Origin of the sequence: Bradyrhizobium zhengyangense, assembly GCF_022012555.1 — a bacterium.
GTDB lineage: Bacteria > Pseudomonadota > Alphaproteobacteria > Rhizobiales > Xanthobacteraceae > Bradyrhizobium > Bradyrhizobium zhengyangense.
Genome location: NZ_JAKLTZ010000008.1, coordinates 94,012 through 120,388, shown reverse-complemented (window position 1 = coordinate 120,388; position 26,377 = coordinate 94,012). Strand labels below are relative to the sequence as shown.

28 protein-coding genes are annotated in these 26,377 nt (G+C 62.9%); 7 read left to right on the top strand and 21 right to left on the bottom strand.

What is annotated here, in order from left to right; genetic code table 11:
- Window positions 1–28 precede the first annotated feature (28 nt).
- From L6639_RS27560 to xoxF5, 3 genes are all read right to left on the bottom strand, one after another.
- Window positions 29–1,138 carry an S-(hydroxymethyl)glutathione dehydrogenase/class III alcohol dehydrogenase gene (locus tag L6639_RS27560; RefSeq protein WP_237864768.1) on the bottom strand — a complete coding sequence of 370 codons (1,110 nt, stop codon included), beginning with the start codon at window positions 1,136–1,138 and terminating at the stop codon, window positions 29–31.
- A gap of 61 nt (window positions 1,139–1,199) precedes the next feature.
- Entirely contained in the window at window positions 1,200–1,688 is a 489-nt protein-coding gene (locus L6639_RS27555; protein WP_237864923.1) for a c-type cytochrome, methanol metabolism-related, read from the bottom strand.
- 111 nt (window positions 1,689–1,799) lie between these two features.
- Window positions 1,800–3,602: a lanthanide-dependent methanol dehydrogenase XoxF5 gene (gene xoxF5 / locus L6639_RS27550; protein WP_237864767.1), complete on the bottom strand. Its 1,803-nt coding sequence runs from the start codon at window positions 3,600–3,602 to the stop codon at window positions 1,800–1,802.
- Window positions 3,603–4,116: 514 nt separating this feature from the next.
- Here xoxF5 and L6639_RS27545 point away from each other — a divergent pair.
- On the top strand, window positions 4,117–5,085 hold the full coding sequence (locus tag L6639_RS27545; RefSeq protein ID WP_237864766.1) for a helix-turn-helix domain-containing protein: 969 nt from the start codon (window positions 4,117–4,119) through the stop codon (window positions 5,083–5,085).
- A gap of 11 nt (window positions 5,086–5,096) precedes the next feature.
- Here the strand turns inward: L6639_RS27545 and L6639_RS27540 are convergent, their stop codons facing one another.
- The 4 genes from L6639_RS27540 to L6639_RS27525 all read right to left on the bottom strand — a co-directional run bounded on the left by L6639_RS27540 (window position 5,097) and on the right by L6639_RS27525 (window position 8,733).
- Window positions 5,097–5,522, bottom strand: a complete 426-nt coding sequence (locus L6639_RS27540) for a hypothetical protein (protein ID WP_237864765.1) — start codon at window positions 5,520–5,522, stop codon at window positions 5,097–5,099.
- Window positions 5,523–5,767: 245 nt separating this feature from the next.
- Window positions 5,768–6,706, bottom strand: a complete 939-nt coding sequence (locus L6639_RS27535; RefSeq protein WP_237864764.1) for a substrate-binding periplasmic protein — start codon at window positions 6,704–6,706, stop codon at window positions 5,768–5,770.
- Window positions 6,703–7,059, bottom strand: a complete 357-nt coding sequence (locus tag L6639_RS27530; protein ID WP_237864922.1) for a c-type cytochrome — start codon at window positions 7,057–7,059, stop codon at window positions 6,703–6,705. The genes L6639_RS27535 and L6639_RS27530 overlap by 4 nt, the downstream gene beginning before the upstream one ends.
- A 9-nt stretch (window positions 7,060–7,068) precedes the next feature.
- On the bottom strand, window positions 7,069–8,733 hold the full coding sequence (locus L6639_RS27525) for a methanol/ethanol family PQQ-dependent dehydrogenase (RefSeq protein ID WP_237864763.1): 1,665 nt from the start codon (window positions 8,731–8,733) through the stop codon (window positions 7,069–7,071).
- Window positions 8,734–9,072: 339 nt separating this feature from the next.
- Here L6639_RS27525 and L6639_RS27520 point away from each other — a divergent pair, with 339 nt between their 5' ends.
- Window positions 9,073–9,465 carry an EF-hand domain-containing protein gene (locus L6639_RS27520; RefSeq protein ID WP_237864762.1) on the top strand — a complete coding sequence of 131 codons (393 nt, stop codon included), beginning with the start codon at window positions 9,073–9,075 and terminating at the stop codon, window positions 9,463–9,465.
- A gap of 171 nt (window positions 9,466–9,636) precedes the next feature.
- On the top strand, window positions 9,637–9,717 hold the full coding sequence (gene pqqA / locus L6639_RS27515) for a pyrroloquinoline quinone precursor peptide PqqA (RefSeq protein WP_012029362.1): 81 nt from the start codon (window positions 9,637–9,639) through the stop codon (window positions 9,715–9,717).
- 197 nt (window positions 9,718–9,914) lie between these two features.
- On the opposite strand, the gene L6639_RS27510 is transcribed toward pqqA, so the two are convergent.
- Window positions 9,915–13,094 carry an efflux RND transporter permease subunit gene (locus L6639_RS27510; RefSeq protein WP_237864761.1) on the bottom strand — a complete coding sequence of 1,060 codons (3,180 nt, stop codon included), beginning with the start codon at window positions 13,092–13,094 and terminating at the stop codon, window positions 9,915–9,917.
- Window positions 13,084–14,148, bottom strand: a complete 1,065-nt coding sequence (locus tag L6639_RS27505; RefSeq protein ID WP_237864760.1) for an efflux RND transporter periplasmic adaptor subunit — start codon at window positions 14,146–14,148, stop codon at window positions 13,084–13,086. The genes L6639_RS27510 and L6639_RS27505 overlap by 11 nt, the downstream gene beginning before the upstream one ends.
- Before the next feature lie 212 nt (window positions 14,149–14,360).
- Here L6639_RS27505 and L6639_RS27500 point away from each other — a divergent pair, with 212 nt between their 5' ends.
- Complete coding sequence (locus L6639_RS27500) at window positions 14,361–14,570, top strand: hypothetical protein (protein WP_128950524.1); 210 nt, start codon at window positions 14,361–14,363, stop codon at window positions 14,568–14,570.
- An 8-nt stretch (window positions 14,571–14,578) separates the two neighbouring features.
- On the opposite strand, the gene L6639_RS27495 is transcribed toward L6639_RS27500, so the two are convergent.
- From L6639_RS27495 to L6639_RS27480, 4 genes are read right to left on the bottom strand one after another with little or no spacing between them, the layout of a single operon-like run.
- Entirely contained in the window at window positions 14,579–14,932 is a 354-nt protein-coding gene (locus L6639_RS27495) for a hypothetical protein (protein WP_237864759.1), read from the bottom strand.
- A 47-nt stretch (window positions 14,933–14,979) separates the two neighbouring features.
- On the bottom strand, window positions 14,980–15,690 hold the full coding sequence (locus L6639_RS27490) for an ABC transporter ATP-binding protein (protein ID WP_237864758.1): 711 nt from the start codon (window positions 15,688–15,690) through the stop codon (window positions 14,980–14,982).
- On the bottom strand, window positions 15,680–16,417 hold the full coding sequence (locus L6639_RS27485; RefSeq protein ID WP_237864757.1) for an ABC transporter permease: 738 nt from the start codon (window positions 16,415–16,417) through the stop codon (window positions 15,680–15,682). Before L6639_RS27485 ends, L6639_RS27490 begins: the two co-directional genes overlap by 11 nt.
- A gap of 1 nt (window position 16,418) precedes the next feature.
- A complete protein-coding gene (locus L6639_RS27480) occupies window positions 16,419–17,393 on the bottom strand; it encodes an ABC transporter substrate-binding protein (RefSeq protein WP_237864921.1) in 975 nt (324 codons plus the stop codon).
- A gap of 87 nt (window positions 17,394–17,480) precedes the next feature.
- Between L6639_RS27480 and L6639_RS27475 the strand changes: the two genes are divergently transcribed.
- The gene (locus tag L6639_RS27475) at window positions 17,481–17,840 is read left to right on the top strand and encodes a hypothetical protein (protein ID WP_237864756.1); all 360 of its coding nucleotides are present in this window, start codon (window positions 17,481–17,483) and stop codon (window positions 17,838–17,840) included.
- A gap of 118 nt (window positions 17,841–17,958) precedes the next feature.
- Here L6639_RS27475 and L6639_RS27470 read toward each other — a convergent pair whose 3' ends face one another.
- Both L6639_RS27470 and L6639_RS27465 read right to left on the bottom strand, forming a co-directional pair.
- Entirely contained in the window at window positions 17,959–18,777 is an 819-nt protein-coding gene (locus L6639_RS27470) for a quinoprotein dehydrogenase-associated SoxYZ-like carrier (RefSeq protein WP_237864755.1), read from the bottom strand.
- A 65-nt stretch (window positions 18,778–18,842) separates the two neighbouring features.
- A complete protein-coding gene (locus L6639_RS27465) occupies window positions 18,843–19,634 on the bottom strand; it encodes a quinoprotein relay system zinc metallohydrolase 2 (protein WP_377803191.1) in 792 nt (263 codons plus the stop codon).
- Between the two features lie 310 nt (window positions 19,635–19,944).
- Between L6639_RS27465 and L6639_RS27460 the strand changes: the two genes are divergently transcribed.
- Both L6639_RS27460 and L6639_RS27455 read left to right on the top strand, forming a co-directional pair.
- Complete coding sequence (locus tag L6639_RS27460; RefSeq protein ID WP_237864920.1) at window positions 19,945–20,778, top strand: substrate-binding domain-containing protein; 834 nt, start codon at window positions 19,945–19,947, stop codon at window positions 20,776–20,778.
- Window positions 20,775–21,347: a PQQ-dependent catabolism-associated CXXCW motif protein gene (locus L6639_RS27455; protein ID WP_237864753.1), complete on the top strand. Its 573-nt coding sequence runs from the start codon at window positions 20,775–20,777 to the stop codon at window positions 21,345–21,347. Before L6639_RS27460 ends, L6639_RS27455 begins: the two co-directional genes overlap by 4 nt.
- Window positions 21,348–21,503: 156 nt before the next feature.
- On the opposite strand, the gene L6639_RS27450 is transcribed toward L6639_RS27455, so the two are convergent.
- The 6 genes from L6639_RS27450 to L6639_RS27425 form a co-directional block, all read right to left on the bottom strand.
- A complete protein-coding gene (locus L6639_RS27450; protein ID WP_237864752.1) occupies window positions 21,504–21,803 on the bottom strand; it encodes a copper-binding protein in 300 nt (99 codons plus the stop codon).
- Between the two features lie 135 nt (window positions 21,804–21,938).
- A complete protein-coding gene (locus L6639_RS27445; RefSeq protein ID WP_237864751.1) occupies window positions 21,939–22,553 on the bottom strand; it encodes a hypothetical protein in 615 nt (204 codons plus the stop codon).
- Window positions 22,550–23,398 carry an ABC transporter permease gene (locus L6639_RS27440; RefSeq protein WP_237864750.1) on the bottom strand — a complete coding sequence of 283 codons (849 nt, stop codon included), beginning with the start codon at window positions 23,396–23,398 and terminating at the stop codon, window positions 22,550–22,552. The genes L6639_RS27445 and L6639_RS27440 overlap by 4 nt, the downstream gene beginning before the upstream one ends.
- A complete protein-coding gene (locus tag L6639_RS27435) occupies window positions 23,395–24,201 on the bottom strand; it encodes an ABC transporter ATP-binding protein (protein ID WP_237864749.1) in 807 nt (268 codons plus the stop codon). Before L6639_RS27435 ends, L6639_RS27440 begins: the two co-directional genes overlap by 4 nt.
- On the bottom strand, window positions 24,198–25,181 hold the full coding sequence (locus L6639_RS27430) for a YVTN family beta-propeller repeat protein (RefSeq protein WP_237864748.1): 984 nt from the start codon (window positions 25,179–25,181) through the stop codon (window positions 24,198–24,200). The genes L6639_RS27435 and L6639_RS27430 overlap by 4 nt, the downstream gene beginning before the upstream one ends.
- The gene (locus L6639_RS27425) at window positions 25,166–26,347 is read right to left on the bottom strand and encodes an ABC transporter substrate-binding protein (protein ID WP_237864747.1); all 1,182 of its coding nucleotides are present in this window, start codon (window positions 26,345–26,347) and stop codon (window positions 25,166–25,168) included. Before L6639_RS27425 ends, L6639_RS27430 begins: the two co-directional genes overlap by 16 nt.
- Window positions 26,348–26,377 lie beyond the last annotated feature (30 nt).

The window sequence follows — 26,377 nt, the reverse complement described above, 5'->3', positions numbered from 1 at the left end:
CCGATCCTCCTTGGGGGTGACGCTTGAGCTAGAACACGACGACTGAACGAATTGATTTGCCCTCATGCATCAGGTCGAAGCCCTTGTTGATATCTTCGAGCTTGAGCGTGTGGGTGATCATCGGATCGATCTGGATCTTTCCGTTCATGTACCAGTCGACGATCTTCGGCACGTCGGTGCGGCCGCGGGCCCCGCCGAAGGCGGTGCCGCGCCAGTTGCGGCCGGTGACGAGCTGGAACGGACGGGTGGCGATTTCCTTGCCGGCTTCGGCAACGCCAATGATGATCGAGGTGCCCCAGCCGCGATGGCAGGCTTCCAGTGCCTGGCGCATCACCGTGGTGTTGCCGGTGCAGTCGAAGGTGTAATCGGCGCCACCGTCGGTCAGCGTGACGAGATGCGGGACGATGTCGCCGGTGAGTTTCTTGGGATTGACGAAGTCGGTCATGCCGAACCGGCGGCCCCATTCCTCCTTGGAGTCGTTGATGTCGACACCGATGATCTTGTCGGCGCCGGCCATCTTGGCGCCCTGGATCACGTTCAGCCCAATACCGCCGAGACCGAACACCACGACGTTGGAGCCGGGCGTAACCTTCGCGGTGTTGACGACGGCGCCGACGCCGGTGGTGACGCCGCAGCCGATGTAGCAGCTCTTGTCGAAGGGGGCGTCCTCGCGGATCTTCGCCACCGCGATTTCCGGCAGCACCGTGAAGTTGGAGAAGGTCGAGCAGCCCATATAGTGGTAGATCGGCTTGCCCTTGTAGGAGAAACGGCTGGTGCCGTCGGGCATCACGCCCTTTCCTTGCGTCGCGCGGATCGCGGTGCAGAGATTGGTCTTCTGGCTCAGGCAGCTTTTGCACTGCCGGCATTCCGGCGTGTAGAGCGGAATGACGTGATCGCCCGGCTTCACCGAGGTGACGCCCGCGCCAATCTCGCGGATGATCCCGGCGCCCTCGTGGCCGAGGATCGACGGGAAGATTCCTTCGCTGTCGAAACCGTCGAGTGTGTAGGCGTCGGTATGGCAGATGCCGGTCGCCTTGATCTCGACCAGGACCTCGCCGGCCTTCGGTCCTTCCAGATCGACTTCGACGATTTCGAGCGGTTTTTTGGCTTCGAAAGCGACGGCGGCACGTGTCTTCATCGGTAACTCCTCAAATTCTCGCAGGATGCCAAGACGTAAGTCTCGGCCGGGCTGCAAACGTTCACTTCTTGCCCATGCACGAATCTTCATTCTTGGTATAGGCGTCGTTCTTGTCCTCGTGCTTGCCCGGGCGGGCACGGCCCCAGGCCTCGTTGGAGCGGGCGCGCAGATAGACGTAGAGATCGTCCATGTAGCAGGCGACGTTCGGGTTATCGCCGAAGGCCGGCATCACGTTCTCCGAGGCGGTCGAGATGTTCTTGCGACCGGAGGCGACGACGCCGAGAAAGTCGGCATAGCTCATCGTCTTGAGCGAATCCTTCAACGCGGGCGCATAGGTCGAGCCCATGCCGTCGGGGCCATGACAGACATGGCAGTCCGAGTGATAGCGGCGGTATCCGGAATAGGTATACCAGTCGACGGAGTCGCCGTTGATCTTGTAGGTCGGATTTCCGTCCTTATCGAGCCATTCGCCAGTTTCGTTCTGCTTGACGGCAGTCGGATCGCCCGAGCCGTCCGCAACAGCAATTCCCCCGGACGCAACGAAGATCATAGTAGCAATGACAGAGCAGATTTTACGCAAGAGCTGTTCCTCGAAGGCGTCAGATGGAGACGAGCCGGCGCGTGGATCTGATCCACGCGCCGGAGCGATTCTGAACAGAGGCTAGTTGGGCAGCGAGAACACGGTCAGCGTGCCGCCGAGGGCCGTGTAGTTGCTGAGCGCCGCGTAGCCACCCACCGCGCCGAGGCCCGCGGTCGGATCAGTCAGACCTGCTGCCAGACCGATACCGGCCCAGCCGCCGACGCCGGAGAGCACTGCGACATACTGCTTGCCGCCGTTCTCATAGGTGGTGACGTTGCCGATGATGCCGGAGGGAGTCTTGAACTTGTAGAGCTCCTTGCCGGTCTTGGCGTCGACCGCCTTCAGGTAGCCTTCGAGCGTGCCGTAGAACACCACGCCGCCGGCGGTTGCGAGCGCACCCGACCAGACCGAGAACTGCTCCTTGTTCGACCACACGATCTTGCCGGTCTTGCCGTCCCAGGCGATGAAGTTACCCATGTTGGTATCGCCCTGCGGCGGATACATCGAGAGCGTCGCACCCACATAGGGCTGGCCCGCGGTATAGCTCACCTTGAACGGTTCGTAGTCCATGCAGACGTGGTTGGTCGGGACGTAGAACAGCTGCGTGTCCGGCGAGTAGGCTGCCGGCTGCTCGTCCTTGGTGCCGAGCGCGGCCGGGCAGATGCCCTTCACGTTGTGGTCTTCACCCGCCTTGTCGGTCGAAGCTGCGTCGAGCACCTTCGGACGACCATAGGTCGGCGAGTTCTTGTCCATGTCGACGCCGGAGGTCCAGTTCACCTTCGGATCGTACTTCTCGGCGACCAGAAGCTCGCCGGTTGCGCGATCGAGCGTATAGCCGAGACCGTTACGATCGAAATGCGTCAGCAGCTTGCGTGCCTGGCCGTTGATCGACTGATCCGAGAGGATCATCTCGTTGACGCCGTCATAGTCCCATTCGTCATGGGGCGTCATCTGATAGACCCACTTGGCCGCGCCGGTGTCCGGGTTACGTGCCCAGATCGTCATCGACCATTTGTTGTCGCCGGGACGCTGCTTCGGATTCCAGGTCGAGGGGTTGCCCGACCCGTAGTAGATCAGGTTCAGCTCGGGATCGTAGGAGATCCAGCCCCAGGTGGCGCCGCCGCCGATCTTCCACTGATCGCCTTGCCAGGTCTTGAGGCTCGAATCCTTGCCGATCGGCTTGCCGAGTGCGGTGGTGCTGTCGTTGACCAGGATCTGGTCATCCGGACCTTCCGAGTAGCCGCGCCAGGCCAGCTTGCCGGTCTTGATGTCGTAGGCGCTCATATGGGCCTGAACGCCGAACTCGCCACCGGAGATGCCGATCAGCACCTTGTCCTTGACGACCATCGGTGCCGAGGTGCCGGTCTCGCCCTTGCTCGGATCGCCGTTCTTGGCGGTCCATGCGACCTGACCGGTCTTGGCGTCGAGCGCGACGAGGGTCGTGTCGGCCTGGTGCAGGAAGATCTTGCCGTCGCCGAATGCGAGGCCGCGGTTAACCGTGTCGCAGCACATCACTGGGATGACGTTCGGATCCTGCTTCGGCTCGTACTTCCAGACGATCTTGTTCTCGTTTGAAAGGTCAATGGCGTAGACCTTGTTCGGGAAAGGCGTATGGACGTACATCATGTTGCCGATGATCAGCGGGCCGCCTTCGTGGCCGCGCAGCACACCGGTCGAGAAGGTCCAGGCAACTTGGAGCTTGCCGACATTTTGAGCGTTGATCTGATTGAGCTTGGAGTAGCGGTTGTTGGCGTAGTCGCCGGTCGGCATCACCCAATCTTTCGGGTTCTGCGACATCTTGTTCAGCTCGTCATTGGCCGACGCGGTCCCGACGGCGAGAGCCGCCGCGGAGCCAAGAAAGGTCGCCAGTAGCACCTTGCGCATAGTCATTCCTCCGTTGGTCTCGTTTATTATTTCCGAAGCATTGCTTAATCACCGGGCTTCTCGTCCGGCGTCTGCTCGTGCAGGGCGGTCACTTTGGGGACCAGAAACGATGCTGTGCTGTTTCCTCCTCCTGATGAGAGCTACGGGTCCACGTGCAGGAGCGGCCCGTTCTTTTTGTTCCTGCTGCAATCCCTAACGACTTCGCCAACGGGAAACTTGCCCAAGAGTGAACCCGCTTTGCTCGACAGCGCACGAACGCAAAGTTTTTGATTTTGCGGTAGCGAATTCAGCGGCTTCGGCGCGGCGCGGTGCCGTGCTCAACGCTCAGGTTCCCCTTGACGGCGGTGCAACTAAGGCGGAGGATTAACCGTCAAGGGTGGCAATGGAACGCTGGCGCTCGTTTCAAAAGACCGCCCAAATTTGAGGTAAACGTCACGCAATCATGGCTGAGGGCTTCAGCAGGCGCTGGCCGCGATTCGCGTCGGATCTCCGGGTATCACCAGTGGCTGGATTAATGTCCGACACAATTCACACGCTCTCGACGACGGGTCTGACGCCCAAGCGTCAGATCCAGAGCTGGGTCGACGGACTGACGAGTCTGTGTGGTCACTTCGATGTCGATCCGCTGGAGGCATCCTCGCTCGAAGGGCGCATCGACTACACCACGGTCTCGCGGCTGAAGCTTTGTCAGATCGAAGTCAGCCAGCATCGCATCGCGCACACGCTCGCGCGCGCCAAGGCCAATGAACACCCGTACATCAAGATTCACTTCCAGACCTATGGCGTGTCTTACTTCGAGCAGGAAGGCCGCCACATCGAGCTGAATCCGGGCGACATCATCGCCTATGACGTTTCCTGTCCGCACTTGATCGTCAGCCCCGCCTTCACGCGCCACGACGTGGTGATCGTACCGAAGGCGCTTTTGCGCGATCGCGGCTTCCCGTCACAGCGCATGCCGGCCTGCAAGCTGTCGGCGAAGACGGGAACAGGGCGGATTGCCCATGATTTCGTCCATGCCACGTTCGACGAGGCGGCGAAGCTGTCGGCCAACAGTGCGGTCGGCGTTGCCGATTCGCTGATCGACCTGTTGCTGCTGCCGCTGCGCGAGGCCGATACGATGTTCGATCGGGTCGGGCCCGAGGCGATGTACGTACGTGCACAATTTTTCATCCGCGAACATCTGCGTGATCCGGATCTGTGCATCGACCAGATCTCCGCCGAGCTGGGCTGCTCCAAGCGTTATCTGCACATGCTGTTCTCGGAGCGCGGCACCACGGTGAGCGACTACATCTGGCAAGCGCGCCTGCAGAACTGCCGCCAGGAGCTCGAGGCCCACGGTGGCAAGACCATCACCGATGTCGCGTTCTCCTGGGGCTTCTCCAGCTCATCGCATTTCAGCCGCGTGTTCCGGAAGTATTTCGGCGTGGTGCCGTCCTCGATCCACAAGGCCCAGCAGGGTGCCGTCGCGGTGGACGAAACCTAGGCCCGGCCCGCTCAATTCGACGTGGCGACGTAGGGAATGCTGGTCACCAGCGCCGCGACCAGCGTGGCGTTGCAGAGCATTCCGCTCCAATGCAGCCGGCGTAGCCGGCGCACGGCATCAATGTCACCCGCATCCCTGGCGCTGAGCTCATCGTCCATCCGTTGCATGAACCAGCCGCGTCCCTGGATCGCGAGGGCCGCGATCAAGCCGATGCCCATGGCGAAAAGCGGCCGACCTGCGACGAGGAAAGCCATGGTCGCAAGGACACCGGTCACGGCAATCATTCTGAACTGGATGTTGAACATCCCGCGCAGCAATTGCGTGACGGGCGGAATGTCCAGCTTCACCAGCAGGAATGCGGGCGAGGCCAGCAGGAAATAGCCCATCGGAAAAAGCAGGATGACCAGGGCTGTGACGGCGACGGCATCGGGTTTCATGCGCTCGGCCTTTCTCGTCCGGGGCGACAGCGCGTGATTATAGCCGGCCCATGTGCTTGTAACACTAGGCGTTGGTCGGATGCGATCCTTGCTTGTACCCCGGACGCAGCGGAGCGCTACTTCAGCGGTGCGCTGCAGAGCCGGGGCCCACGCAGCGAGGTGCACGACGCAGCATGGGTCCCTGCGCTCCGCGCAACAACGCTAAGGGGCGTTGCAGCCCGTCCGGGACACAGGAACGTTCTTGGTCACCGCTGAATGATTTTCGTCCAGACATCGCCAAGGATCGCGGGCTCGCGTGGCGGCAGATAGGTGAGGCCGGCCTGTTTGCCGAGTTCGGCGATCCTGCCCTCGGTGACAAGATCCGCCAGCGCCTTGTTGACGGCCTCGATCAAGGCAGGATCGCTGCCGAGTCCGACGTAGCCGCGGTTGGCACCGATCGGATAATAATAGCCGGAGGCGGTGATGGCCGTATCAGGATGCGCGGCGCGATGGGCGTCGTAGCGAGCAAGGTCAATCAGGGTCGCGTCATAGTCACCGCGATTGAGCGCGCCGAGGAGATCGTCGCGGCCGGGGACGAGATGGGTGATGTTGTCGATCAGCTTTCCCTTGTCGAAGGTCATGAGGATGGCGTCGCCGAGAGAGCCGCTCTCGATCGCGAGGCGAAGCCCGGCGAGATCGCCGATATCGGCAATCCTGCGCTCGCGCGCCTTCGAGCCGAGGACGACGGTCATCGGTGAGTAAACGTAAGGCCTGGTCGGCGCGAGCATGCCGAGCGCAACGCGGCGGCGCCGATCGTCGCGCGTGGCGCCGGCAAAATCCGGCAGCCGCGCCGTTTGCACGCCTGGCTTGACGAGCGAATCCGTCGTCAGCGCGTAGCCGCCGATCAGCGAGCAGCGTCCATCGGAGAGCAGCGCATTGGCCTCGAGCTGCGGGCTCGAATCCTCATCCAGCTTGCTCTCAAACCATTGGATTTTGAGCGGCCGTCCCATCCGGTCCGCGATCGCCTGCGCCAGCAGCACGTCGAAGCCCGAGTCCGGCTTGCCCTTGTGATGCGCCGAGAGTGGCGGACGGTCCTCGTCGAGACAGATAGCGAGGGGATCGGCTGCCCAAGCCGACGTCCAGGCTGCCGTCGCCGGAGCTGCGAGCATCGTCAGCAGCGCGACCGCCGCAAACCGGTCCTTCATGGCTTCCTCCGGCTCGAGATGAAGGCCCAGAGATTGCCGATGTCATCGTCGCTCAGAACATCGCCCCAGGGCGGCATCTTGTTGTTCTTGCCGTTCTTCACGGTGGTGACGAAACGCGTCCTGTCGTCAGGGAAGGCGCGCAGGTCCGGCGTGATGGTGCCGGAGTTCATCAAATTGGGGCCGTGGCAGTGCGAGCATTTTTCGGCATAGGTCGACTTGCCATGGTCGATCTGCGCCTGCAACGGATTGCCGTTCGAATCATCCGCGGCACGGACGGTCGCCGCAAGCGCGACCGTCAGCACCGCGACGGTGGCGAGGATCGCCACCGTCTTGTGAGATATGTGCCTCAAAATGTCTTGCCGTTACTGCTTCACCGCAAAGACCCAGAGCGAGCCGCCGGGCGGCACCTTGGCCAGCCGTTCGTCGCCGGAGAACAGCGAGTACACGCCGCCATAGCCGCTCGTGACGGCGACGTACTGCACGCCGTCCTGCTGCCAGGTCACCGGCTGTCCCTCGATGCCGGAACCGGTCTGGAACTGCCAGAGCTTCTTGCCGGTGTCGGCGTCGAAGGCCTCGAACTCGCCGGTCAGTGCGCCTGTGAAGACGACGCCGCCCGCGGTCGACAGCACGCCGGAGAAGCGCGGGATGTCGCTGGCCGCTTCCCACTTGGCCTTGCCGGTCATCGGATCGATCGCCTTCAGATGGCCGCGCGGTCCGGTGCCCCACTCCCAGGGATCGGTCAGGTCCATGCCGAGATACCATTCACCCTGTTTGAAGGTGGCTGGCTCCGACTTGTACTTGCCGCCGAAGGCGAGCGTGTTGGCGTAGGCAAGGCCGGTCTGCGGGTTGAACGACATCGGCTCCCAGTTCTTGCCGCCGAGGATCGACGGATAGACGGTGACCTTCTTGCCGTCGCGGGCATCCTTGACAACGTCGGTCTCGATCGGCTTGCCAGTCTTCAGGTCAACGCCGCTCGCCCAATTCACCTTCACGTAAGGATTGGCGGCGAGCACCTTTCCGTTGGTGCGGTCGAGCACATAAAAGAAGCCGTTGCGGTTCGCATCCATCAGCACTTTGGTCGGCTTGCCCTCGACATTCATGTCGGCGAGGACCATCTCGGCCACCGAGTCATAGTCGAACGGATTGTTCGGCGAGAACTGGTAGTGCCACTTGATCTTGCCGGTCTTGGGATCCATCGCCAGCACGGAGCAGGTGTAGAGATTGTCGCCCGGACGCACGGCCGCGTTGAACGGGCCGGGATTGCCGATGCCCCAGTACACCGTGTTCAGCTCGGGATCATAGGACCCTGTGATCCAGGTCGAGCCGCCGCCGAGCTTCCAGGTGTCGCCCTTCCAGGTGTCGCCACCGGGCTCGTCCGGCGAGGGGATCGAGTGGGTGCGCCAGAGATGTTTGCCCGTTGCAGGATCCCAGCCGTCGATGAAGCCACGGGTGCCGAATTCGGCGCCGGAGATGCCGGTGATGACGACGCCGTCAGCCACCAGCGGCGCGACCGTCATCGAGTAGCCTTCCTTGATGTCGGCCGCCTTCTGCCGCCACAGCTCCTTGCCGTCCTTGATGTCGATCGCAATCACGTTGGCGTCTAACGTGGTGCGGAACAGCTTGCCGTCGAACAGCGCGCCGCCGCGGTTGATGATGCCGCAGCAGACGATGCGCGGTGTCTCCGCCGGATATTCGATCTTGGATTTCCAGATCTGCTTGCCGGTCTTGGCGTCGACCGCCATGGTCGCATTGTGAGAGGTCACGTAGATCACGCCCTGATACACTAGCGGCTGCGATTCCTCGCTGCGATCGTCGTTGAGCGAGTAATTCCAGACCGGGACGAGGTTCTTGACGGTATCCTTGTTGATCTGGTTCAGCGTCGAGAAGCGCTGAAGATTGTAGCCCATCCCGTAATTGAGAACGTTCGACGTATCGGTTGCGCCCTTGACCAGTTGATCGGTCGTCTGTGCGCTCGCAACCGAGCATGCGGATATGACGAGGCTCGCGGCCATCGCAAGGCGTTTCATCCCGTTCCTCCCAATATGCGCGTCTTTTGACGCTGCGATTGCAACACTCTGTCGGAAAGCAAAAGCCGTCAATACGAAAGTCGAAACTGCGCTGCCGATATGTTGGATGCCAGGCACTGGTCACCTGAGGGAAACCTGACGAACAACTCCGACTTGCGCGCAGACGCTGAAAAAATTCCGTGGCATGATGCAAGGCCTGTAGTGAGCAGCCGCGTGGACAGTCTGGCTCCGCCGGTTGTGCAGTGCCATAGCTGCAATTCCGGACTTGAACCATGGCCGTCTTGCGGACTTATGTTGTCGCGAACCCGGCGAATCGGGCTCATGGTCAGGGAGGTCAAAATGATATCGCGTCGCTCAGTTGCGCTTGCGCTCACGTTTGCCGTGGTGTCCGGTCCGGCCTGGTCTGCCTCCGGCAGCGCCGTCAAGTTGTTCGACACCGACAATGACGGCACGCTCGATCTGGCCGAGGTGAAGAAGGCCGCAGCAGCGCTGTTCGCCAAGCTCGATCCGGACCATGATGGCACGCTCGATGTCCGCGAATTGCGCGGACGCTTGTCGGCGAAAGAACTCGCCGCCGCGGACCCCGATCACGACGGCACGCTGACGCTCGATGAATATCTCGCCGTCGTGGAGCAGCGCTTCAACGCCGCAAATCCTGACAAGGACGGCACGCTCGACGCCAAGGAGCTGAATTCGCGTGCAGGGCGCGCATTGCTGCGATTGTTGCGCTGAGGTCATCAGCGCTTGACTGGGAGCGAAGGCGCTTTGCCCGAGAGCGAAATTTGCGTGTGTTACGCGATACTTCGCTGTGCTTGCGGTCCGATTCCAGACTTGCGCTGTGCTTGACGCAGCCCTAGGTTTTGCCCGGCGCGATGTCGCGCTCAATACTTGGGGAGACCCCGAATGGCCTGGAAAGCTCCGAAGATCGTGGAAGTGCCGGTCGGCATGGAAATCAACATGTACGCCTGCGCTGCGCGCAAGTAAGACTGACGGCTTGCCACGGCTTCGATGGCAGATGCCCTCGAAGCCGTGGTAGTATTGGAATTGTGGTCGCAGCTCGTCATGTGGCTCGCTCCGACTCGCCATTCACACAAAGCCACATCTGATCGAGCTTGGGCTCGGTCCTCTCCCGCTAAAGTCCGGCCTGTGTTTTCCGCGCACCGCCTTTCGCTGACGGTCGGTCAGTGTGGCTGGGTTTGAAGCTGCGTATCGTCGTGCTTCTGCGCCCCATCGGGGTGGTTCTTGAAACGCGCATATCGAAGCGCCAGGGTCGGCAGGACCAGCAGACTAAGCGCCATCGACGTCATCAATCCTCCAAGGATGACGATCGCCATGGGTCCCTCGATTTCACGTCCGGGCTCTCCCGCGCCGATCGCGAGTGGCAGCAATCCCAGGCCTGTCACAAGCGACGTCATCAGAATCGGAATGAGACGGTCGGACGCACCTTCGATCGCGGTATCGAGGTCCCAGACGCGACCATCGACGAGGACGAGATGTTCGTAGTGAGAGATGATGAGGATGGAGTTGCGCAGCGTGATGCCGAACAGCGTGACAAAGCCGACCATCGATCCGAGCGAAAGCAGGCCACCCGTCAGCGCCAAAGCGAACACTCCGCCGACGAAGGCAAATGGCAAGTTGATCATGACCAGCAACAGATTGCGCCAATGGCCCGTTACCATCGCAAGGAGAATGATGATGCCCGTTCCGGCCAGCAAGGAGTTGACGATGAGATCGCGCCGAGACCGGGCCTGGGCCTCGGCGGCTCCGGCAAATTCGAGGCGGGCACCGGTGGGCAGCGTGACCTCGCGAGCCAGTTTTCGTTTCGCCGCCGCTACGAAGGATTCGAGGTCGCGTCCGTTGACATTCGACGTGACCGTCTGAACGCGCTGCGCATTCTGGTGCTGGATCTGATACCGTCCGGAGGTTTCGTAAACGTCAGCGATCTGCTTGAGCAGAATGTAAGCTCCGCTCGGCGTACGCACCGGCAAGTCTCCGATCTGGGTGAGCCGCGCTCGGACATGTGCATCGAGAATCACGATGACATTGAAGACAGCATTGCCTTCATATCCTTGTCCGACGATGTCGCCCTGATAGGCCGTGCGCACCAGCTCGAGCACCTCGACCGCATCGAGCCCCCAACGTTGCAGATCGGTCGGGCGAAGCGTCACATTGACCTGCGGCATTCCCGGCGGAGTTCGCCGCTGCACGTCGGCCGCACCCCCGACCTCGTCGAGTTCGCGCGCGACGTCGCGCGCGGCGCGGTCGAGTGAGTCGAGATCCGGCCCATAGATGTTGATGACGACAGCTGCGCTGAAGCCAGAGACGGTTTCTTCCACGCGCTCCGTCAGATAGGTCTTGCTGGAGAAGGAAATTCCCGGGAAGTCGGCCAAGGCGGCCCTGATACGTGCTTCGGCTTCGGATTGCTCCTGACCCGAGAGCTCCGGCTCCAGATCGACCTCGAACTCGCTGGAGTGCGGACCAACTGTGTCGATGCCAGCCTCGGCTCGCCCTGCGTGCTGCGCTACCCTGCGGATGCCCGGGATATTTTGCAGCGCGTCCGTCATCAGTTTGCCGATGCGAAGGGATTCGTCGAGCGAGGTCCCGGGGATCGCGGAGACGTGCAAGATCAGATGGCCTTCGCGCAGATCCGGCAGGAAGGTTCCGCCGAAGAAGGGCAACATCGCTGCGCCGGCGATCGTGACAGCCGCGGCGGCCGCCATCACGAGCTTCGGGAAGCGGCCGATATGACGTAGCAGGGCCTGGTAATGGCGACGCGACCATCGCACCGCAGGCGGTTCATGCAGGCGCTCTCTGCCGCTTCTGCCGACGAGGAGCAGCATGGAGAGCGCCGGCGTCACCGTGAGGGCGACCGCGAGCGAGGCGATCACGGCGAGGATGTAAGCGATACCCAGGGGGGCGAACAGGCGGCCGGCAATGCCGGAAAGGGCCAGAACCGGAAAGAAGACCAGCAGTACCGCAAACGTCGCATAAGCAACCGCGGTGCGCACCTCGAGGAAGGCGTCGAGCACGACGCGAGGCTCGGGTCTCGGCACCGTCGCCCGGCGATTTTCGCGCAACCGGCGCACGACGTTTTCGACGCCGATGACGGCATCATCGACGACCTCGCCGATCGCAATCGCGAGGCCGCCGAGAGTCATCGTGTTCAGAGTCTCGCCCATCCATTGCAATGCGAGTACGGCCGCTATCAACGACAGGGGGATTGCAGTGCAACTGATGATCGAGGTGCGCCAGTCGAACAGGAATAGAAAAAGAACGATGACCACCAGTGTCCCGCCGATCATCAGGGCGTTGAGCACGTTCTTCGTTGCGGCGTCGATGAAGCTGGCGGGACGAAATATGTCCGCATATAGCTTGACGTTGTCGGCCTCGAGGCCGGGACGCAGCTCTTGCAGCGCGGCTTCGGCGCGCGTGGTGATCTCTCGTGTATTCGCGCCATATTGCTGGCTGACCATGAGCATGATGCCAGGTGCGCCGTCGATGAGGGCGGCGCCAATCGGCGGTTCGGGAGCGGTTACGACGGTGGCGACGTCGCCGAGGACCACGCTGGCGCCGCCTTCGTGCAGAAGAACGGTGCGGGCAAGTTGGTCGGGCGTCAGTGACTGGCCCTGGGTTTGCAGCGTGATGCGCTGATTGGCGGTGTCGATGAACCCGGCGCCGCGCACGCCTGTGGCCTTACGCGCGGCGGCCAGCACATCGTTTAGGCCGACTCGAAAGCGGATCAGATCATTTGGACGGACCTGAACCTGCAAAGACCTGACGTCCTTGCCGTAAGTCGAGACTTGCGCCACGCCCGGGACGGCCAGCAGCCGTCGTGCCACGGTCCAGTCCGCGATGGTGCGCAGATCCATCAGCGATCGCTTGTCGGACGTCAGGCCGATGACCAGCACCGTGCCGGCCAGCGGGGTCAATGGCGTCATCGACGGCGGTTGAACGCCTTGCGGCAGTCGCGCGGCGACGACCGCGAGACGTTCCGTCACCAATTGTCGCGCGCGGTAGATATCGCTGCGCGGCTGGAAGACGACGGTTACGACCGAGAGGCCCTGGATCGATGACGAGCGCAGACTCTCGACGCCGGCCAGGCCATTGATCGACGTCTCGATCGGCTGTGTGACCAGGATCTCGACGTGCTCCGGGCTGAGGCCAGGGGCTTCGGTTTGTATGGTCACCTGAGGCGGGGCGAATTCGGGAAAGACCCCGTATTTGGCTTCGCCGATTGCGAACAAGCCGTAGCCCAGCAGAGCAAAGGAAAGCGCCAGCACGATGCCGCGGAAGCGGATGGCGAATGCGACGAGAGCGGCTTGTGGGCCTGACCTGCCGGAGCCGGTGTCATCAGTCGTCATCGCCGCCCCGAAGCTCGCTCTTGGCCTCTTCGGACAGCAGGACTTGTGCTCCGCGCATGACGATTTCGGATCCGGATGGGATGTCCCGGACGACATAGTCGTCGTCTGAGACCGGCTGATCCGTGCTGATCGGGTGCCGTCGGAAGCTGTCGGGGCTCACGCGCAGGTAAACCCACGATCGCCCCTGCCATCGCACGATCGCGGTGTCCTCGATGAACACACCCTCATAGGTGTTACCTGACGGCACATAGACAGTGGTGTTCATGCCCGGCAGTAGGCCGCTGTCCCCCGGCACGGAGAAGAAATAGCTCAATCCCTGAATACGAGGGTCGGTGCGCGTTGCCGGAGAGATGTACTGGAGATCGATATTGGCATTCCGCGTCGGTGCCTGCGCCAGAGCCGTTCCCGGAGTGCCGGTGACGGTCACGCCGGGCGGCAGTGTCACCTGAACCAGCAGCTGGTCGCGTTCGATTAGTTTGACAACGGCAGGCGAGCGCTCGACGATTCCCCGGCCGACGACTGGCCCCCATTCCTGCTGTGCCGTAGCGGTGAGAGTTCTGAGCTGCGATTCTGCCGCGGCCAGTGCGGCCTTGTCGACCCGCAGCGTTCCCTCCGCGGTCTCGGCTTCTTTCTTCGGAAGGGCGGCGGAGTCGACGAGATTCTTGGTGCGGTCGTAGGCGCTCTTGGCGACTTCGAGCTTGGCCTGCGCTGTCTGGAATTGAGCTTGCGCATTGGCGTAGTTGTTTGTGAGCTCCGTAATGCGGGAGATATCGAGCACGGCACCATAGGCGCGGAATTGCTCCGGATGTGGCGCGGCTTCCAGAAGCGCGGTTTCGAGCCCGATCTGTGTTTGCTGGCTCGGCGTCAGCTTGACCACGGGCTGGTCGCTGTCTGCGGTGCCGGAAGGCGCGGTGCGGGCAGAATTCGATTTGTCCGGCGGTGCCTCGGCAGCAGCTCGCCGGATGTAACCCGTGACAGCCCAGGTGCTGGCCAAAAGCACCAGCACGCAGACTGCGGCCGCGACGCCGCGGCGGGAGGTTTCCGTAAGAGCCATCAGCCTGTTAGCAGTTGTCGGGAACCAGCTTATTGACGAAATCAACGGGCGGCAAGGCGCCGGCTGCACCTCTGTCACTGCGGCAACCGAGGTGCGTGTGGGAACGAAGCCATAACCGTTGCCCCGCATGGCTCGCGCCTGTTTGAAACTTCTGACTGCCCAGGACGTAGGTTTTTATGGTAGTTTTCTTCGATCCCTGAAGGATTCCCGGCATGAACCCGATCGACCTGGTGGTGACTGTGTGTGCGCTGCTCTCGCCTGCGACCTGCGAGGAGCAGCATCTGGTGTTCAACTTCGGCGGCTCGCCGGCGCAATGCTCCATGGCCGCGCCGCCCTATATCGCGCAATGGATCGGTGATCACCCGAAATGGCAGGCGGTGCGCTGGCGCTGCGAATATCCGCATACGCATGACAAGGCGTGATGCGCACGCTACTTCGTGCAGTCCTTTAAATCCTTGTCGGCGATCGAGAACACCGCGTCGGCCTTGATCTCGATGTCGCGGACGACGCATTGCCGTGAATTGGGATAGCTGACCTTGGCGTCGTAGCGGCCGGGTTCGACGCCGGTGATGCGCAGACGTTCGTCGTGGTCGACCTCCTTGTCCTTGTCGTTCAGGCACTGGTTCGGGCCCCAGTCGGTCTTGCCTGACGGTGCGAGCTGAAAGCCGGAGATCGTCTCGCTGGTCAAATTCCAGAGACGGATGCCCTTGCCCTTGGCCTGCGCGAGCGCCACGCCTGGCATCGCAACCAACAGGATGCCTGTGGCAATCAGCTGACGGCGCATGGTGACCTCCCTGGACAGTCTCGTTGAGCGCAATTGACCACGAGTTCTCATTTCGATTCAAGCAGCAAGGCCGCAAGCTCCGTCCTGATCCTGGCGAGCTCAACCTCGCTGCGCTCTGCGCGCGGAATCGGGATCGGCACCTCCTGCACGATGCGTGCAGGGCGGGGCGACAGGAAGAACAGGCGATCGCCGAGGCGGATGGCGTCGTCGAGGCTGTGGGTAACCAGCAGCGTCATCACGGGACGGCTTGCCACCAAGGTCGCGATCTCGTCGCGCAGGCGGCCGGCGAGCGCATCGTCGAGCGAGGCGAGGGGCTCGTCGAGCACCAGCAAATCGGGCTCGACTGCGAAGGCACGGGCGAGCGCGACGCGGCGTGCGAGGCCCAGCGACAATTCGCCGGGGAAGTGGCTGCGGTGCGCCTCGAGCTCGAGAATCCTGAACAGCTCCGACAGCTTGCCATCGGTGACGTCAGGCGCAGCAAGCCGCACATTCTGCTCGACCGAGCGCCACGGCAATAGCCGTGGCTCCTGGAACACCATGCCGATCCGCGCTTCCGGTGGGCGCGCGACTTGGCCGTCGAAGTCGCGATCGAGCCCGAGGATGATGCGCAGCATCGTGCTCTTGCCGCAGCCGGAGGGGCCGATCAGCACGCCGACCTCGCCGGACTGCAACGCGAATTTCAGGGGCGACAGCACCTCGTGCGTTCCGCCCGCAGCGCTCCGGTAGGTCTTGCCCGTGATCTCGACCTCAAGCCGCACGGGGCCGCCACCGTGTTGCGCGGGCTTCGAACGGCTGCACCAGCGCCGTCTCGATCACGAGCACGACCGCGGCGAAGGTCAGGGAGTAGGCGAGCAGGCGCGGCGTGTCGAACAGCTGGAAGGCTACGCCGATCTCGAAACCGACGCCATTCGGCCGCCCCAGGAGCTCGGCGACCAGCACGATCTTCCAGACCAGCGACAGGCCGGAGCGGGCTGAGGCCGCGATGTAGGGTGCTAGCTGCGGCAACACGACATGGCGGAAGGCGCGCCAACGCGGCATCGCAAAGACGGTCGCCATCTCGTCGAGCGAACGGTCGAGTGCGCGCGTGCCTTCGCGCAAGGTGACGACCGCTGTCGGCAGCTTGTTGATGGCAATCGCCGCGATCGCCGCGGCCTCGGTGAGCCCCGCCCAGATATAGGCCAGCACGATCACCACCAGCGCCGGCAGATTGAGCAGCAGGATCAGCCAGGGATCACCGAGCCGGTCCGCAAGCTTCACGCGTCCCATCAGATAGCCGATGGCACTGCCGAGCGACATTGCCAGCACGAAGGCGAGCGCGACGCGCGCGAGCGTGGCGCCGAGATGCAGGAAAAGCGCGCCTGAGGCCGCTTCCGCGATGATGACGTGGAGTACGACAGGCGGGGAGGGCAGTTTTGCACCGTCGACGAACAGCGCGGCTGTCCACCAGATCGCAAGCAACAGGGCAATCGACAGAAGGCGCAGCACCTCAGTCTCCGGGCACGGCGTGATAGAATGTGCCGGGATCGAGCTCCGCCGCCGGCCCGACCAGATCGCGGCTGCCGATCTCGGCCAGCACGCGATAGAGCACGCGCGCATCGGCTTCCTCGTCATTGATGCTCCGGCGCGGAATGCCGTCGCGATAGCGGTCGCGATAGGTCTTTAACATGGCCGGATCGGTCGCGCCGGTGAGCGGAGCGATCTTGTCCCAGGCCGCGTCGTAGGTGACCAGAAGCTGCTTGGCCTTGCGGGTCATGGCGATGAAGCGCGCCACGGCGTCGCGATGGTTCGCGGCCCAGCCCTCATCGAAGACATAGCCGACGGCGGAGACCGCACCCTTGGCGCCGAGTTTCGGCAAGATCTCCTCGATACCGGCGAGACGCCTGAAGCCCTTGGCCTCGAGCTGGGCGCAGAAATTCCAGAAATTCAGGCTCGCATCCATCTCGCCGTCGAGCGCCTTGGCGGCGATCAGGGGGGGCGCGCCATAGACGATGGTCGCATCCGACTTGAGGTCGAGGCCGTCCTGCTTCATCCGCGCCTGCAGTAGCAGCCAGCTTTTGTCGATCGGGCCGCCGCCGACGCCGAGCTTGCGGCCCTTCAGATCGGCGAGCGTCTTGATCGGCGAGGATGCGGGCACCATCACTGCGCCGAGCGCGCTGGAATAGGGATAGAAGGTCAGCTTGGCGCCGAGCGTGCGCTCGCGCGACACCCAGAGCCAATCCGACAGCATGATGTCGGCGTTGCCGGCACGCATCGCGATCTTGCCAGCCTCGGGGCTCGCAAGCTCGGTGACCTCCAGCGACAGATCGGCCTCCTTGTCGAGCCCCGCCTCGCGAATCGTCGCCAGTTCCCAGGAGAACGTTCCGGTCTTCTGCACCGCAAGGCGGATGGTGTCGGCGGCTTGGGCCGGCATGCCCAGCGCCAGCATCATCGCCGGCACTATTGTTCGTGCCAAAACTCTCATCACCTTGTGAGCCATTTCCTCGGACAGAGTGCTTTTCAGGACAATACGCATAGCATAGCTTCCATCGCAACCAGCCGGAGGACGCTCATGGATTGTGCGGGACGGATACGACCGATTGTCGCCGCTGTGATTGTGCTGGCCGCGACCGTGTACGCGGCCAGGGCTGAGGAGGCCAATGACTATCCGACCTCGGCGCGCGCGGAATATGTTTATGGCTGCATGAAAGCCAATGGCGAGACGCGGCAGGCGATCGAGCAATGCTCCTGCTCAATCGACGTGGTCGCCTCGATCGTCTCTTACGAGCGCTACGTCACCGCCGAAACCGCGCTCAGCATGTCCCAGGTTCGCGGCAATCTCGGGACCCAGTTCCGGACATCCGAGCAGGCGAATGCGGCCGTGAATGATCTCAGACGGGCGCAGGCTGAAGCTGAGGTGAGGTGTTTTTGACTTAGCACCGTCATTGCGGGGCGCGCGAAGCGCGAACCATGGTGCGCAATTGCGCACCTGAGAATCTCGAGATTCCAGGTTCGGTCCTGCGGACCGCCCCGGAATGACAGCAAGGGGTCTACGTCCCAGACTTCTCCACGTCCCACTCGTTCCGGAACAAGTGTCCGTCGGTGTCCTTGGCCTCCGCGCGGAAACGCTTGGCGCCATTGGAGACATAGGTGAAGCGCAGGTTGGGATCTTCCGAGATCGAGATGCCGCCTTCCATCGACAGCACCGGGCTGTCGTCCTGCGTCAGCTTCAGCTGATTGATGAAGAAGGCGGGAATATAGAGCTGCGTTACCTGATCCATCTGCAGGCCGGAATTGTTGGGATGGCCGATCATGATCTGGGCTTCACGGATGCGGCTCGCCGGCGCGTCCTCGCGTGCGAATTGCCGGTAGCGCATCTGGCCGAGGCGGTTGTTGGCTTCTTCGGCATTCTTCCCTGCCGGCGCCGAACAGCCGCCCGATGCCTTCACATAGGTCTTGGAGACGTAGAGCTGCCCGTCGCTGAGTTCGGCGACCGCATGCACATCGGTGTAATTGTTGACGCGCACGCGCGTAGAGATTTCGGTGACATTGGCATCCGGCCCGAGATCGAATTTCGCGGCCATCGGCGCCGGGTTGCGATCGATCACCAGCGTGATCGAGCGGATGCGGCGGCTATCGGCGGGCGATAGCTTGCTGCGCAAAGTCACCGGCACGATCGCCGCATCCTCGGCGCGATATGGCATCTCGATGGCGATGACATCAGCGCCGTCGTTCATCGGACGGTTATTGAAGATATCCTGCACCAGGCCCGGCCAGGGATCGTAGGCCTCTTCGGCTCTCGCAGGCAACGCAAAGGCGATGCCGAGTAGCGCGGCGATCAGGGGCAGGCGGCGTGTGCATCCCATCATGGTCGTGGTCTCGCACGGTCGAAGCAGTCTGGGTCAGCGTAGCTGATCCCAACGTAGCGCGCCCGCTATTCCCATTCAATTTCAGAAAATGCTGCGGTTGCGTTGCGGGCGTTGTAATCGTCGAAAAGTTCCCAATGCGACCGCTCGGTCGCGGCGGCCGTGTCAGCCGCCGTTCGGATCGGCTCGCCCTTCTTGTTTAGGGCACGGACATCCGACAGCAGCGTCGTGAGATAACGCTTTTCATCGGCCAAAGCGGCAGGCCAGTCGCTCACAGGGCCGTGACCGGGGACGACGTGGATCGCCGGGACGGCCTCGAGCTCCTTCAGCAGGCCCAGCCAGCCGCGAATGCTGCCATCCATTACCGGAATGTGGCGGAGAAAGACGAGGTCGCCCGCGAACAGCGTCTTCGTGGTCTCGTCATACACGGTCAGATCGTTGTCGCTGTGCGCGGCCGGCCATGCGCGCAAGGTCAGCCGTCTGGATCCGAGGTCAACCGTCATCGTGTCCTTCACCAGCACGGTCGGCGGCACGATCTTCACGGGATCTATCAGTTCGCCACCCATGATGCGGCGGAAATTATCGAGATAATACGGTCCACGCGTCGCCAGCGCTTGCGGGAGCTTGCTGTGTCCGACGAAGCTGGTTCCCTCTGCGACAAAAGCGGCATTGCCGAAGACATGGTCGGGATGGCCGTGGGTGTTGATGACGTAACGGATCGGCTTCCTGGTGTGGGCCCGCACCGCCGCCAACAGCGCCTCGCCTTCACGCAGGCTGCCGCCGGTATCGATCACGGCCACCGCGTCGTCGCCGACAATGAAGCCGACATTGGCGATATCGCCCTCGTTCTCGCGGGTCATCAGGGCAATGGCCCCGGAGTGCACGAAGATTCCGGCCGCGACTTCGCTCACAGGCAATTCGGCCGCCCCGACGCGTGCTAGCGTCGCGAGTCCAAGCAGAGATAGGGCTGCGATCTTTGAGATGAGCTGCGACACTTTTCCGCCTCAGTTCAGGATTTGCCTCATTGCACTGCAACACAACGAGCCAACACTAAGTTTGGCAAACAATAGAGGGTGCGTCCTGCCTTGCATGGATAGCATTCGAGGGAAATGAGGAGGAAGCGCGATGGAGGCCGGACGACATCGTCGCTGGTTGTTTTCACTATGTCTGATGGCGGCGTCTTGTGCGATCGGCGACGTTGCCCGCGCGCAGACGAGTGATGGTGGCGATCTCTCGTTCGAGCTGGTCGACCCGAAGGTGCTGCGGGTCTGCGCCGATCCGCGCAACATGCCGTTCTCCAACGAGAAGGGCGAAGGCATCGAGAACAAGCTCGCCGAGCTGTTCGCCGACAAGCTGCAGAAGAAGCTCGACTACGTGTTCTTCCCGCAGGCGACAGGCTTCGTGCGTATGACGCTGGGCGCGCATCGCTGCGACGTTATCATGGGTTTTCCCCAGGGTGACGACATCGTGCAAGGCACCAATCCCTATTACCGCACCACCTATGCGCTGGTGGCCAAGGCCGGCAGCGGGCTCGAGGATATCGACACGCTCGAGGATCCAAAGCTGAAGGGCAAGCATGTCGGTATCATCGCCGGCACGCCGCCGGCAACCAACATGGCGATCGCCGGGCTGATGAGCGACGCCAAGCCCTATCCGTTGATGATCGACACACGCTATGACAATTCGGCGCAGGCGATGATCGACGATCTTACCTCGGGGAAGATCGATGCCGGCGTGCTGTGGGGACCAATGGCGGGGTACTACGCCAAGAAGGCCGGTTCGCTGCACGTGACGCCGCTGGTGAAGGAGACCTCTGGCCCAAAACTGGTCTATCGCATCGGCATGGGCGTGCGTGCCGCCGACCAGAACTGGAAGCGGCAGCTCAACAAATTGATCCAGGAGAACCAGGGCGAGATCAACAAGATCCTGATCGACTTCGGTGTGCCCCTGCTCGACGAGAACGATCGGCCGCTCGGCGTGGAGGCGGCCAAGAAGGCGCCATGAGATGGCCCCTTGCCGCTGCGCTGGTCGCCGCCTTGCTGGCGGTGCCGGTATCGGCGCAGCAAGATCAGGCGCGGCAGCAAGAGCCGTTCGAGCCGGAAGGCTATCGCACCGACAATTACCGCGCGCCGGTGCCGGAGACCCTGGAAGGCGCGCGCGTGCTCTCGACGACCGACGCCGAGACGATCTGGCGCGCGAAGGGCGGTGCTTTCATCGACGTGCTTCCGCGCGCACCGAAGCCGAAGAACCTTCCCGCGGGCACGGTGTGGCGCGATACGCCGCGCAGAAACATTCCGGGCAGTCTCTGGCTGCCGGACACCGGCTATGGCGCGCTGCCGCCGGCGATGGATGATTATTTCCAGCGCGGGCTCAAGCAGGCCTCGCACGGCGACAAGGCCGCGCTGCTCGTAATCTATTGCCTCGCCGATTGCTGGATGTCCTGGAACGCCGCCAAGCGCGCGCTGGCTTACGGCTATTCCAACGTCGCCTGGTATCCTGAAGGGACAGACGGTTGGGAGCACGCGAAGCTACCGACGGAGGAGGCGCAGCCGGAGCCGCGGCCTGAACAATAGGCCCGGCGCTCTCCCGGTCATTGCGAGCGCAGCGAAGCAATCCAGGATCTGTCCTGCGAAGGCAATCTGGATTGCTTCGCCGCAAGGGCTCTTCGCAATGACGGCGTGGATGCAGTCTCGCTTACATCAATCAGTCCGACTGCGGCGACCTGAATCCTACTGCTTCTGCAACTTCGTCAGCGTGCTCGCCCCATCCGTATCGGTCGCAGTGTAAGTCACCCTGTCGCCGGCATGGACGGCATCCAGCATCGCGGCGTCCTTGGCCTTGTACTGCTGGAGCGCGCCGGCGCCGCCGGCACTTCCGCCGACCGTGCCCTTCTGCGTCTCCTGGATCGAGATCGTGTTGTTGAGCCTGTTGATGCTCGTGACCATTCCGGTCATGTCGTCAGCAAAGGCGTTGGATGTAAGCATGGTGATGGCTGCAGCGCTTGCGAAGATAAATTTTGCTGTTCCCATCGCGGCCTCCCGGCGTTTTGGATTCACGGGACAAGCCATCCTAGATCGATTTGGTTCCGGCAGATAGCGCGGCAAACATTAATGATCATGTTGATATCGCGGGAACTTTTATGAAAGTCGTCAGCAGGGCTGACGCTATTCCATTTCCTGCTGAATGACGCGGCCGAGCGCGAACAGGCGCTGGTCGATCGTGGTCGGAACCTCGCAGACGAAGCGCACCACCTTGCGGCGGTCCTCGAAAATGCGGGTCTCCCAGATCAGCTGGTTGCTCATGGCATCGACCTTGGTGTCGTCGCGCGGCGTGGCGTCCTGGAGCGCCTGGAGCTGGATGGTCTCCTCGCGGATCTTGTCGGCGGCCTCGCGCTGCTTGCGGCTGACGCGTTCGAGACCGCCCATGACCTGGGAGCGCTGGGCGTTCAGCGTGTCGAACAGGCCTGCGAACAGCAGCTTTGCGTTGGTACTCTTGTCGGCGGCGGAGCCGGCCAGGAATTCCTTCACCGACTTCTCGGCCTCGTCCAGCGGCGTCTTGCGCGCCGCAAGCTTCGAGACCAGCGCGCTGATCTTGCTGTCGTCCTTCCACTTGGTCTCGGCGTCGCCGAGCTCCGGACCGGCCCAGACGGCGGCCAGTGAAATCTCCGGAACCTTGGCCTGCGCACACGGCCAGTTGGGATAGCGCGGATCGGCGGCGCGCGCGGCGGTGGCGGAGACCGCGAACGCAAGGGCCGCCATGGCTGCTGTCCGAACCTTCATCCTTCGCCTCCCGCCGGCCCGCGCCGTGCCAGCCCGCGTGACGGATCATAGGCGAAAATCGCGCCGATCATGAAGACGATTGTGCAAGCTCCCACCACGGCAAGCGAGATCCAGTTGATCTGCCCATACAGCGCGAAGCGGATTAGCTCGACCGCATGGGTGAACGGATTGGCCTGGCAGACATAATAGAGATAGGGACTGCCCTCCTGTACCCGCCAGAGCGGGTAAAGTGCGGATGACGCAAAGAACATCGGGAAGATGACGAAGTTCATCACGCCGGCAAAGTTCTCCAGCTGCTTGATGCCGGAGGAGATCAGCATGCCGAGCGATCCCAGCATCAGCCCTGATAGTATCAGCGCCGGCAGCACGGTGAGGTAGCCGATCGGAGGTGGCGTGATGTCCCAGAACCAGGCGATGATCAGGAACGCATAGACCTGGAGCAGCGACACCGCGGTGCCCGCCAGCAGCTTGCAGAACAAGAGAAAGCCGCGCGGCAGCGGGCTCACCAGCAGCGTGCGCATATTGCCCATCTCGCGGTCGTAGACCATCGAGAGCGAGGATTGCATGCCGTTGAAGAGCTGGATCATCGCCATCAGCCCCGGCGCGATGAAGACCTCGTAGAGGATGTAGGTTTCGTAAGGCGGGATGATGGAGATCCCGAGCACTTGGCGGAAGCCGGCGGCAAAGATGAACAGCCATACCAGCGGCCGCACCAGCGCCGAGACGAAGCGCTCGCGCTGATGCAGGAAGCGCAGGCCCTCGCGCCAGACGATGCCGGTCAGGCAGGTCATGTACTCGGCAGCCGTGAAGCCGCGTGGCACATCGCGCGTGGTGATGCTGCTCATGCGCCGCCTCCGGGCATCACTTGCGCGCCGGTCAGGCGCATGAAGGCGGTGTTGACGTCTAGCGCACCGGCCTCGGTGATGACGCGGTTCATGGGGCCCCGCGCCAGCACCTTGCCCTGGTGCAGCACCACAAGATCGTCGCTGGGCATGATCTCGTCGAACAGATGTGTGGCCCAGAGCACGCCGATGCCCTGCTCGGTCACGAGCTGGCGGACATGGCTGATGATGTCGGCACGCGCCTTGACGTCGAGGCCGACGGTCGGCTCGTCCAGCAGCAGCAGTCGTGGCCGGTGCAGCAGCGCGCGTGCGATCTCGAGCCGCCGCATCTGGCCGCCGGAGAGATCGCGCACCTTGCTGCCGGCGCGGTCTTCGAGCCCAATGCGGCCGAGCAGCTCGGCGCTGCGGGTGGCCGCCTCGCGCCGGCTGATGCCGTGGAGAGCGGCGTGATAGAGCAGGTTCTGCGTCAGCGACAGGTCGAGATCGAGCGTGCGCGGCTGGAACACGACGCCGAGCAGGCGCAGCGCCTCGCCGGGGCTCTTGCTGACGTCATGGCCAAAGATGCCGACGCGCCCGGTCTGGATGCCGAACAGCCGCGTGATCAGCGAGAACAGTGTGCTCTTGCCGGCGCCGTTGAGGCCGAGCAGGGCGGTAAAGCTCGCCGGCTGCACATTGAAGGAGACGTCGGTCAGCGCCCGGCGCGGGCCGTAGGCGTGGCTGACGCTATCGATCGACAGCGCCGGCACCGCGGCGGGATCGGGCCGTGGCGTCTTGTGTGGTTCGGCGATGGGAGCAGGGCTGGTCATGGCGCGATCGTGATGCCCCAGGGCAGCTCGCCCACCTGAATGGTCTTGATCACTTTCTGCGCGGCGACGTCGATGACGGAGATGTCGTTGGAAACGCCGTTGGTCGTGAGCAGGTATTTTTCATTCGGCGTGAACGCCATGTGCCAGACGCGCTGTCCCACCAGGAGATATTTCGTCACCTTGCGCGTGGCGATGTCGACCACCGCGATGCGGTTGGCGGGCCCGAGCGCGACAAAGGCGGTCTTGTCATCCTTGGTCATGCCGATGCCAACGGGCTGGATCGCCTCCTTCCGCAGGCCCGGAATGTCGAATGTGACCTTGCCGATCACCTCGTGCTTTCTAGGATCGACGATCGAAACGGTGCCGCCGATCTCGGAGGACACCCATAATTCGGAGGCGTCGTGCTTGAACTCGGCAAAGCGCGGCCGCGGATCGACCAGCACGTTGGCGACGATCTGGCGCGATGACGTGTCGATGAAATGCGCCATGTTGGTCGTCTCGGACGTGTTGATCAGGGTCTTGCCGTCAGGGCTGATGGTCATGCCCTCGGGCTCGACGCCGACCTGGATGTCGCCGAGGCGGGCGCGCTTCTCCAGGTCGATCACGGTCACCGTGTTGTCGTTCTCGTTGGCGACGTAGAGCGTCTTGCCGGCGGCATCCTGGGTGAACAGTTCAGGGTCGGGGCCGGAGGGCAGGGTGTCCACCACGCCTTGCGTCTTGGCGTCGATAAGCTGGATCGTGTCATCGTCGCCGACCGCGACCATCACGAACTTGCCGTCGCGGGTGAACTCGATGCCGCGCGGACGCTGGCCGACCTTGATGGTCTTGGTCACGGTCCAGCTGTCGGTGTCGATCACCGACACCGTGTTGCTCTTCTCGTTCGAGACATAGGCAATGAAAGCATGCGCGGGCGCTGCCGCCAGCACCAGTCCGGACAGCAATCCCACACGCAGCATCCAAATCCTCATTTCAGCTTGCATTTGCTCTCCGGGCGATCATAGCCGAGCGTGTCGAGCTCGGAGACCTGGTGCAGAAACCCTTCCTGCGGCGACACCGACACCACCATGCGGCCGTCGACCAGCAGGATCGGCTGCCGCAGCTGAAGATTCCAGTCGCGCAAGGTGAGTCGGGTGCCTTTGAAGGCGGCGACCTCGAAATTCGGCCCCTTGATGAAGTCGGTGACTTTCTTGACGTCGCCGGAATTGGTCCGCGAGGTGGCCTCGCCAATCATGCGCACTGCGGTCCAGGCCTGCATGTCAAGCGCGGTCATGCGGCGCGCGTTCAGCTTCATGAAGCGATTCTGCATCTGCGTCGCGCCCCATTGGTCCTGCGCGGCGTCCCAGCTGCGCGGCACGAGGCCGGCCGAGCCCGCGACGGGGCGAGCATCCCATGTGCGATAGGGCAGATAGGCCGCGAACACCTCGCTTTCATCAGCGGCGACGAGCACATCGTAAGCGGGCGCCTGTTGCGTGAACACCGGCATCTGCCGCTGGATCAGCGTGACGCCGGAATCCGTGCGGCGTGCGCCGCCGGTGTCCTCGAAGGTGCGCTCCTGTACGATCTTGGCGCCGAACCGCGTCGCGGCGCGGCGGAGCGCGTCGGCATAGAGCTTGTCCTCGTCATGCGAGCCGACCACCAGAAGCCAGCGCGACCATTTCTTCCACACCAGATACTGGCCGAGCGCATCCGCCAGCATCGCGCGCGTCGGCGCGGTGTGGATCACGTTGGCGCGGCAATCGGCCTCGCGCAGTCGCTCGTCGATGGCGCCGGCGTTGAACAGCAGCGTGCCGCGGTCGCGCAAGGCGTCGGCCACTTTCAGAAGTGCATCGGCCGGCAGGTCGGCGACAATAAAACCATTGTGCTCAGCGAGCGCGGATGCAGCCTGGACCGGATCCTCTCCCTCCTTGATGCGGTGCTCCTCCAGCGTGAAGCGCTGGCCCAGGAATTTGCCGGTGGTGTTGTTGTCCTCGATCGCGAGCTTGGCGCCGGCGAGGCCGTCATTCTCGGCGGGCTGCTCGACCAGCGACAGTGTCGATCTGGTGCCGGCGACGCCGAGATAGCCGACGCCGATCGTCACAGGGTCGGCCGCGAGCGCTTGCGCTGCTGCCAGACACAGGCCGATCGGGCCGAGCAACCATCGGATCATGCTTCCTCCGTCACGTCCTCCCCGGCTTGA

Bases quoted from the DNA above. Each gene is read 5' to 3' on its own strand.
- L6639_RS27435 (WP_237864749.1), bottom strand. From the start codon at position 24,201: ATGACCAGCCCTGCTCCCATCGCCGAACCACACAAGACGCCACGGCCC.
- L6639_RS27445 (WP_237864751.1), bottom strand. From the start codon at position 22,553: ATGAAGGTTCGGACAGCAGCCATGGCGGCCCTTGCGTTCGCGGTCTCC.
- L6639_RS27480 (WP_237864921.1), bottom strand. From the start codon at position 17,393: ATGAGAGTTTTGGCACGAACAATAGTGCCGGCGATGATGCTGGCGCTG.
- L6639_RS27545 (WP_237864766.1), top strand. From the start codon at position 4,117: ATGTCCGACACAATTCACACGCTCTCGACGACGGGTCTGACGCCCAAG.
- xoxF5 (WP_237864767.1), bottom strand. From the start codon at position 3,602: ATGCGCAAGGTGCTACTGGCGACCTTTCTTGGCTCCGCGGCGGCTCTC.
- L6639_RS27510 (WP_237864761.1), bottom strand. From the start codon at position 13,094: ATGACGACTGATGACACCGGCTCCGGCAGGTCAGGCCCACAAGCCGCT.
- L6639_RS27475 (WP_237864756.1), top strand. From the start codon at position 17,481: ATGGATTGTGCGGGACGGATACGACCGATTGTCGCCGCTGTGATTGTG.
- L6639_RS27525 (WP_237864763.1), bottom strand. From the start codon at position 8,733: ATGAAACGCCTTGCGATGGCCGCGAGCCTCGTCATATCCGCATGCTCG.
- L6639_RS27560 (WP_237864768.1), bottom strand. From the start codon at position 1,138: ATGAAGACACGTGCCGCCGTCGCTTTCGAAGCCAAAAAACCGCTCGAA.
- L6639_RS27535 (WP_237864764.1), bottom strand. From the start codon at position 6,706: ATGAAGGACCGGTTTGCGGCGGTCGCGCTGCTGACGATGCTCGCAGCT.
- L6639_RS27455 (WP_237864753.1), top strand. From the start codon at position 20,775: ATGAGATGGCCCCTTGCCGCTGCGCTGGTCGCCGCCTTGCTGGCGGTG.
- pqqA (WP_012029362.1), top strand. From the start codon at position 9,637: ATGGCCTGGAAAGCTCCGAAGATCGTGGAAGTGCCGGTCGGCATGGAA.
- L6639_RS27465 (WP_377803191.1), bottom strand. From the start codon at position 19,634: ATGACCCGCGAGAACGAGGGCGATATCGCCAATGTCGGCTTCATTGTC.
- L6639_RS27505 (WP_237864760.1), bottom strand. From the start codon at position 14,148: ATGGCTCTTACGGAAACCTCCCGCCGCGGCGTCGCGGCCGCAGTCTGC.
- L6639_RS27520 (WP_237864762.1), top strand. From the start codon at position 9,073: ATGATATCGCGTCGCTCAGTTGCGCTTGCGCTCACGTTTGCCGTGGTG.
- L6639_RS27425 (WP_237864747.1), bottom strand. From the start codon at position 26,347: ATGATCCGATGGTTGCTCGGCCCGATCGGCCTGTGTCTGGCAGCAGCG.
- L6639_RS27450 (WP_237864752.1), bottom strand. From the start codon at position 21,803: ATGGGAACAGCAAAATTTATCTTCGCAAGCGCTGCAGCCATCACCATG.
- L6639_RS27495 (WP_237864759.1), bottom strand. From the start codon at position 14,932: ATGCGCCGTCAGCTGATTGCCACAGGCATCCTGTTGGTTGCGATGCCA.
- L6639_RS27540 (WP_237864765.1), bottom strand. From the start codon at position 5,522: ATGAAACCCGATGCCGTCGCCGTCACAGCCCTGGTCATCCTGCTTTTT.
- L6639_RS27500 (WP_128950524.1), top strand. From the start codon at position 14,361: ATGAACCCGATCGACCTGGTGGTGACTGTGTGTGCGCTGCTCTCGCCT.
- L6639_RS27460 (WP_237864920.1), top strand. From the start codon at position 19,945: ATGGCGGCGTCTTGTGCGATCGGCGACGTTGCCCGCGCGCAGACGAGT.
- L6639_RS27555 (WP_237864923.1), bottom strand. From the start codon at position 1,688: ATGATCTTCGTTGCGTCCGGGGGAATTGCTGTTGCGGACGGCTCGGGC.
- L6639_RS27470 (WP_237864755.1), bottom strand. From the start codon at position 18,777: ATGATGGGATGCACACGCCGCCTGCCCCTGATCGCCGCGCTACTCGGC.
- L6639_RS27430 (WP_237864748.1), bottom strand. From the start codon at position 25,181: ATGCAAGCTGAAATGAGGATTTGGATGCTGCGTGTGGGATTGCTGTCC.
- L6639_RS27440 (WP_237864750.1), bottom strand. From the start codon at position 23,398: ATGAGCAGCATCACCACGCGCGATGTGCCACGCGGCTTCACGGCTGCC.